The organism is Desulfobaculum sp. (assembly GCF_054921475.1).
Genome location: NZ_JBUDSW010000237.1, coordinates 1 through 5,506, shown reverse-complemented (window position 1 = coordinate 5,506; position 5,506 = coordinate 1). Strand labels below are relative to the sequence as shown.

Here is a 5,506-nt window from a genome sequence, read left to right as displayed (position 1 = left end):
TTTCTTTTTTCCCACAGGCGCATGTCTTTCATCTTTTTGCGGCGTTCACGCTGCAGTGCTTTACAGATGAGGGGGGTGCCCTTTTTGTAGCCCCATTTCTCGCGGTATTCGTCGGGAGTCAGGTCAAACTTGGCGAGGTTCTTCTTGGTGAGGATCTTATAGGGCTTGCCATCTTCAAGATTGATGATGGACTTCTCACGGATGGCTTTCTTGGGATCGACGGGTGGTTCTTGCTTTTCTTCGGCGCGGGGGGCGCCTTCGGCGATGCCTTTAATGCCGTTTGCCAACTTCTGGACCATTGACGTTATCTCTTCTTCCGTCAATGTACGGACACTCGCCTGCGCCTTGACGATCTCAAGTGCTTCTTTCAAGTAATCGTCCATCATAGCATCTCCTTTTTTACTCCCGGCGAGGAATCCTTTCGTTCCATGCACTCCGCCAGAACTGAATGTGGAAACTCCCGCTCACAACATTCGAGTAGACTGTACATAGTATCTTGCACAATTATCACATTGAATCAACCCCCTCTGCCAACAAACTTCACCACATCATCAAAATAGCCACACCACGGAACTGATGTTTCACACCCGTGCATCAGTTTCCATAAGTCCTGCCTCTTTTCTTTTTCTGTCTTCTTCTTTACATCGGTGACGACCACCTGTGTTGGCGTTTTCCTGGGCACTGCAACTTCATCGCGGCACTGGACATTTCATCCGCGTCGTCTCGCTTGCTGTCACAGTCGCAGGCGCGGTGCGGAGGGCCTTGCGGCTTTCCTCTTCCTGTCCGGCATGTTATGGATTTACAAGGCGGACGATTGGCTTTATACATCCACCACGACTGGACGGCGCACGTCCGGCTTTTGCCAGCAGGAGGACCCATGAAGTACATCCTTTTTGAAGATTTCTCCGGCCAGCCGAGCCCCGTGCTCTTCTCCGACAAGATTCGCCACGAGGAGATGCGGGAGCAGCTGCCCTATTCCACGGTGCTTTCCGCCGGATACGTTGAGATGACGGGTGAAACCATCATCTGTCACGGCGCATCCAAAGCCCTTGGCGCTCAGGCCGAGGAAGGCGATGCCGCCATCATCCAGCAAAATTTGAACCCCGCTGAAGGCTGACCGCACTCCTTCGGGAAAGAGAGAGAAACGCCCTCCGGACCACTCCGGGGGGCGTTTTGTCGTTCCGTAGCTGTAGCCTGCGCGGCGGGAATGGTCCTCGGCACAAGGCGGCTGTTCTGCTATGATTGGCTCATGCCATTGGAGCCACCCGCATGAAGGTCCACACCACCCCGCAGCCGCCCCCAAAACGGCGGCGGCTTTTCCTGCGCCGCACGGGCCTTGCCTGCGCGGCGGGACTCCTTGTGGTCATTGCGCTGGGCACGGCGCTTGTCTCCTCCCCCCGTCTGCTCATCCCCCTTGCCCAGCGTGCGGCCAATGCGGCGGATATCGCACTGCATATCGACCACATTGCGCTGTCGCTCACCCCCCCGCGCCTGACGGTACTGCGCGCCAAAGCCTCCGCGCCGGGGATGACCCTCAGCATTCCAAAAGGCGCCGTCACTTTTGCACCGGGCGGCATATTCGGCCCCGGCCCTATCCTCTCCCGCATTGAAATCGAGCGCCCGCTGCTTGTGCTTGCGGCGGGCAAGGCGACGGACTCCGCACCAAAAGACGCGCCCCCCGCCCCGGCTCCGACGCCTTTGCCAATCCTTGCGGAGCACTTGAGCATCCATGATGGGCAACTGCGCATCACCTCACCGCAGGGCAATGCGCTGCTGCGGCATCTGTCCATAACGGCAGCGCGTGACGGCCAAGCCATGCGGTGGATTTCCGACGCAACGCTCTCCTTCGCCCGGGAGAAACACGGGTCGGTGACCGCCACGGCCACACTGCGTTCATCCGGCAGCATCCTGCCGGACGGCGCTGTGGCCGGCCTTGTCACCATGCCGAATATCCATTTCACCAGCTCCAAACTCACGGGTGATGCGGCCTTCACGGCGCAGGTTCTGTGGGATGCGGCAACCCTGCATGTCCGCTCCGTTGACCTGACGGCCCGCTCGCTCATCCTGCCAGAGCGCCAACGGTTGATTCCGATAACATCCGTCGATGTGCGGGGGGCCGGCGCTTTGCTCACTGCCGACGACACTCTGCGTGTGCAGTCCCTGTCCATAACGATGGACAATGTTCTGCACACCGAAGGCTCGGGAACGCTCACCCCAAAGGGCGTGCAGGCACTGGACCTGCGGGGCATTATTCCCAAGGCAGAGCGACTTAGCCCGTTTTTCGGAATACTGTTGCCGCAGGGCGCGCGCCCACAGCTTGACGGCGCAGTGCACTTTACGTGCGCGCTGGACCGCCCACCGGGGGACACGGGCACAGCCCCGGTACGCGCCGCCATCTCCACAGAGGGCCTCTCAATCACATGGCCGCACGGGCCCACACGCCTTGACTGGTCCGGAACCATGGGCGCGACGTTCATGCTCCCACCGGACTCCCTTGAAGAGATCAAACTCGATGGCGAAATGCGCCTTGGCCTGCGCTACGCAGCGGCGGACGCTGACGCGCCATTCTCCCTCACAGAAGCGCAGGCGGGCATTGCCCTGTCCGGAACGCCGCTCGCGCCTGTGGTCTCCATCCATAATCTACGCATTCCCAAGAATGCCCTGCGTGTTGCCGGTAGCCCCTTGCCCTTTGGCCCCATCACGGCGCAGAGCATTGTGGGCCTCGGTAAAGATGCCGTGACTATAGATTCCTTGAGCGCGACCACCGCGCCCCTTGGACGCATCACAGGCTCCGCCGCCATCCCGCTGGATACCCCGGAGCGCTTTTCCCTGCGTCTGCGCGCCCCGGATGCCACGCTTTCAGGCGCGCTGGGGTTCTTCCGCGCCTTTGATATGCTCCCGCAGGTTGTGCCGCCCGCGACGGGCGCGGCAGACATTGCGCTCATGCTGGACCATACCGCACACGGCCCGCGCTACCGCCTGAATGCGGACCTGCGCGATATCGCCATGGCGTCGGAGGACGACAGCCTGCTCGTTGATGGCATGCACCTCCAACTTGCGGCAGAAAATGCAGGGCGCGACATCCAGGCCACAGTGGTCTGCGAGAGCGGCGAATTGCTCTACACCACGCTGTACATGAACTTTGCAGACATGCCATTTGTATTGGACGCCGCCTGCCAGCGCCCCAGCGCGGACCGCCTGCGCGAACTAACAGTCACCCTAAACGTGGGCAACGCCGCCACCTTTGCCCTGACGCAAGGGCGCGTGGACGCACTGCGCAACAGCCCGCGCCTTGCCGGGGCGGTGCGCATCGACATGAGCGCCCTCGCCCCGCTCTTTTCCCGCTTCATCAGGGAGCCACTGGCGCCAATCGTCCCCTCCATTGCAGACGCCACGCTCACGGGCCGCGCCAGCCTGCGCGCAGACATTGCGGCGTCACGGGCGGGCTTAGCCGCCACCGGCACACTCAGCATCCCCGCCCTCACAGCCACTGCGCCACAGTTGGAGGTGGCCGCCACCGACCTGTCGCTGACTCTGCCCTTTTCCATCGCCGAAGGCCGCCCCCCACAGCGCTTCCCCGAGCCAACAGACTGGGGACACCTTACGGTTGCCGCCCTCACCCTGCCAACGGGGACCGCGTCGGACATCGGCCTGCGGGTCCGGCTGGAGCCCAACCACTGCCGCACTCGCGGCGAAGTCCCTCTGCCTCTTTACGGCGGCACCCTGACCCGGCGCGGCATCCTCGTGGACGCGCCGTTTTCCCCCGCCGCGACCTTGCGGTGCTCCGGGCGGGTGGATGGCGTGGACCTTGCGGCACTGGAAACGGGCGTTCCGCTTGAAGGAAGCCTTTCCGGCTCCCTTGGGCACATCGTGCTGGATGAGGACGCCCTGACCACCACGGGCACCCTTGGTGTCACATTCTTCGGCGGTACGGGGGACTTGCGCGGCATCGGCATGCGGCATCCGTTTTCCGGCGCGCGGGTGGCGGGCGTGGACGCCATCACCATTTCGGATATTGATCTTGAACCCCTCAGCGACGCGCTGGAGGTTGGGCGCATCACCGGGCGGCTGAACCTCACGGCGCAGGACGTGCTGGTGGCCTACGGCCAACCCGTCGGCATGGACCTCACCCTGCGCTCCACGGACGCACCGGGCGTGTCAAAGCGCGTCAGCCTCAAGGCGGTGAACACCATCTCCGTCATCGGGACGGGGCAGGGGTTGGCCGGGCTTGGGGCGGGGGCCTTTGCGTCCATGTTTAAGGAATTTGGGTACGACAGCATCGGCATCCACTGCCACCTGGACGACGACATCTTTTCCGTGCGGGGCTTGCTCCACGACGGAGGGATAGAGTATTTGATCAAGAAGCCCCTGCTCTTCGGCATCAATGTCATCAACCGCACGCCGCAGAACAGGATTGCCTTTTCGGACATGATGCAGCGCATTCAGCGCGTCACCACAACATCGCCGCAATCCGGCAAGGAGGCTCCATGACCCGCCGCGTCACACGCACCCTGTTTTGGCTCACCGCCCTGACCATGCTTGGCGCATGCGTCACGGTGAATATCTATTTCCCCGCCGCCGAGGTCCGGCAGGCCGCCGACACCCTTGTGGAGGACATCTACACCCCAGATAGCGGCGAACAGGAGCAGCAGCCCGCCACCAACGGCGAGAGCATGCTCCGCACCTTCCTCGCCGCCCTTGGCCCGTCCACGGCCCACGCCCAAAGCGCGGCCACGGTCAGCAACGCCGCCATCCGTGGCATCAAGGCCCAACTGGAGCAGAACCACAGCCGGCTTGCCCCGCACTACGCCTCGGGCGTCATCGGCATCGCCAAAAACGGCGATGTGGTCATCCGCGACAAAGGGGGGCTGTCCATGAAGAGCTTTGCCGACCTCAAACGGCTGGTCCGCGCAGACAATGAACTGCGCCACACCCTCTATGCCGAGGTGGCCAAAGCGCTTGAAACGTCGGAAACCCACAAGGTGCAGGACGTCTTTGCCCGCACATGGCAAAACAAGGCGCCCGGAGGCTGGTGGATTCAGGACCCATCAGGCGCATGGCGTAAAAAGTAAAAGGAGAGACGGTTGCCGCAACCTTTTGCGGCGCCGCGCGCCATATGCTAGCGTGATGCAAGTGCAATGAACTACACAGGCAAGACCACGAGGAGGTCCGCCCATGACGATTGATGCACGCAGTCTGGAAGAGAAAATCCGCACGCTGTACCCGGAAATTGGCAAGCATGGCCTTGGTGTAACCGTGACCAAGGACAAACAGACCGGCGACTGGCTTATCTCCATCGACAACGGCGAACACAGCCTCAGCACGCACATCAGCGAGCAGGACGCCGCTGACTGTCTTGACGGCACAAAATGCGTTCATCTTGGCGTGCAGATTGGCACCTTTGTTGAGAACTACTGCCTTGGCGGCGGAGCCTGCCTCACCTAAATACGCCCCTGCGCGGCGCGCCGTTCCGCGCGCCGCGCGGGTTCAGCCCATCACGGCCGCC

Annotated in this window: 5 protein-coding genes; 4 read left to right on the top strand and 1 reads right to left on the bottom strand. The window is 62.2% G+C overall.

Annotated elements, in window-relative coordinates; translation table 11 throughout:
• A partial coding sequence (locus ACY69P_RS13525; protein WP_462327852.1) for a Ros/MucR family transcriptional regulator occupies positions 1-383 on the bottom strand: 383 nt, incomplete at its 3' end.
• 494 nt (positions 384-877) lie between these two features.
• Here ACY69P_RS13525 and ACY69P_RS13520 point away from each other — a divergent pair.
• The 4 genes from ACY69P_RS13520 (at position 878) to ACY69P_RS13505 (ending at position 5,445) form a co-directional block, all read left to right on the top strand.
• A complete protein-coding gene (locus tag ACY69P_RS13520; protein ID WP_404845772.1) occupies positions 878-1,117 on the top strand; it encodes a hypothetical protein in 240 nt (79 codons plus the stop codon).
• A gap of 152 nt (positions 1,118-1,269) precedes the next feature.
• Positions 1,270-4,491 (top strand): translocation/assembly module TamB domain-containing protein, encoded by a 3,222-nt coding sequence (locus tag ACY69P_RS13515; RefSeq protein ID WP_462327851.1) that lies wholly within the window; start codon positions 1,270-1,272, stop codon positions 4,489-4,491.
• Complete coding sequence (locus ACY69P_RS13510) at positions 4,488-5,072, top strand: DUF1318 domain-containing protein (RefSeq protein WP_462327850.1); 585 nt, start codon at positions 4,488-4,490, stop codon at positions 5,070-5,072. Before ACY69P_RS13515 ends, ACY69P_RS13510 begins: the two co-directional genes overlap by 4 nt.
• 103 nt (positions 5,073-5,175) lie before the next feature.
• Positions 5,176-5,445, top strand: a complete 270-nt coding sequence (locus tag ACY69P_RS13505; protein ID WP_459897976.1) for a hypothetical protein — start codon at positions 5,176-5,178, stop codon at positions 5,443-5,445.
• The last annotated feature ends 61 nt before the right edge of the window (positions 5,446-5,506 follow it).

What these genes read in the sequence shown, in the direction of transcription:
- ACY69P_RS13520 (WP_404845772.1), top strand. Translation starts at nt 878, where the DNA reads ATGAAGTACATCCTTTTTGAAGATTTCTCCGGCCAGCCGAGCCCCGTG.
- ACY69P_RS13515 (WP_462327851.1), top strand. Translation starts at nt 1,270, where the DNA reads ATGAAGGTCCACACCACCCCGCAGCCGCCCCCAAAACGGCGGCGGCTT.
- ACY69P_RS13510 (WP_462327850.1), top strand. Translation starts at nt 4,488, where the DNA reads ATGACCCGCCGCGTCACACGCACCCTGTTTTGGCTCACCGCCCTGACC.
- ACY69P_RS13505 (WP_459897976.1), top strand. Translation starts at nt 5,176, where the DNA reads ATGACGATTGATGCACGCAGTCTGGAAGAGAAAATCCGCACGCTGTAC.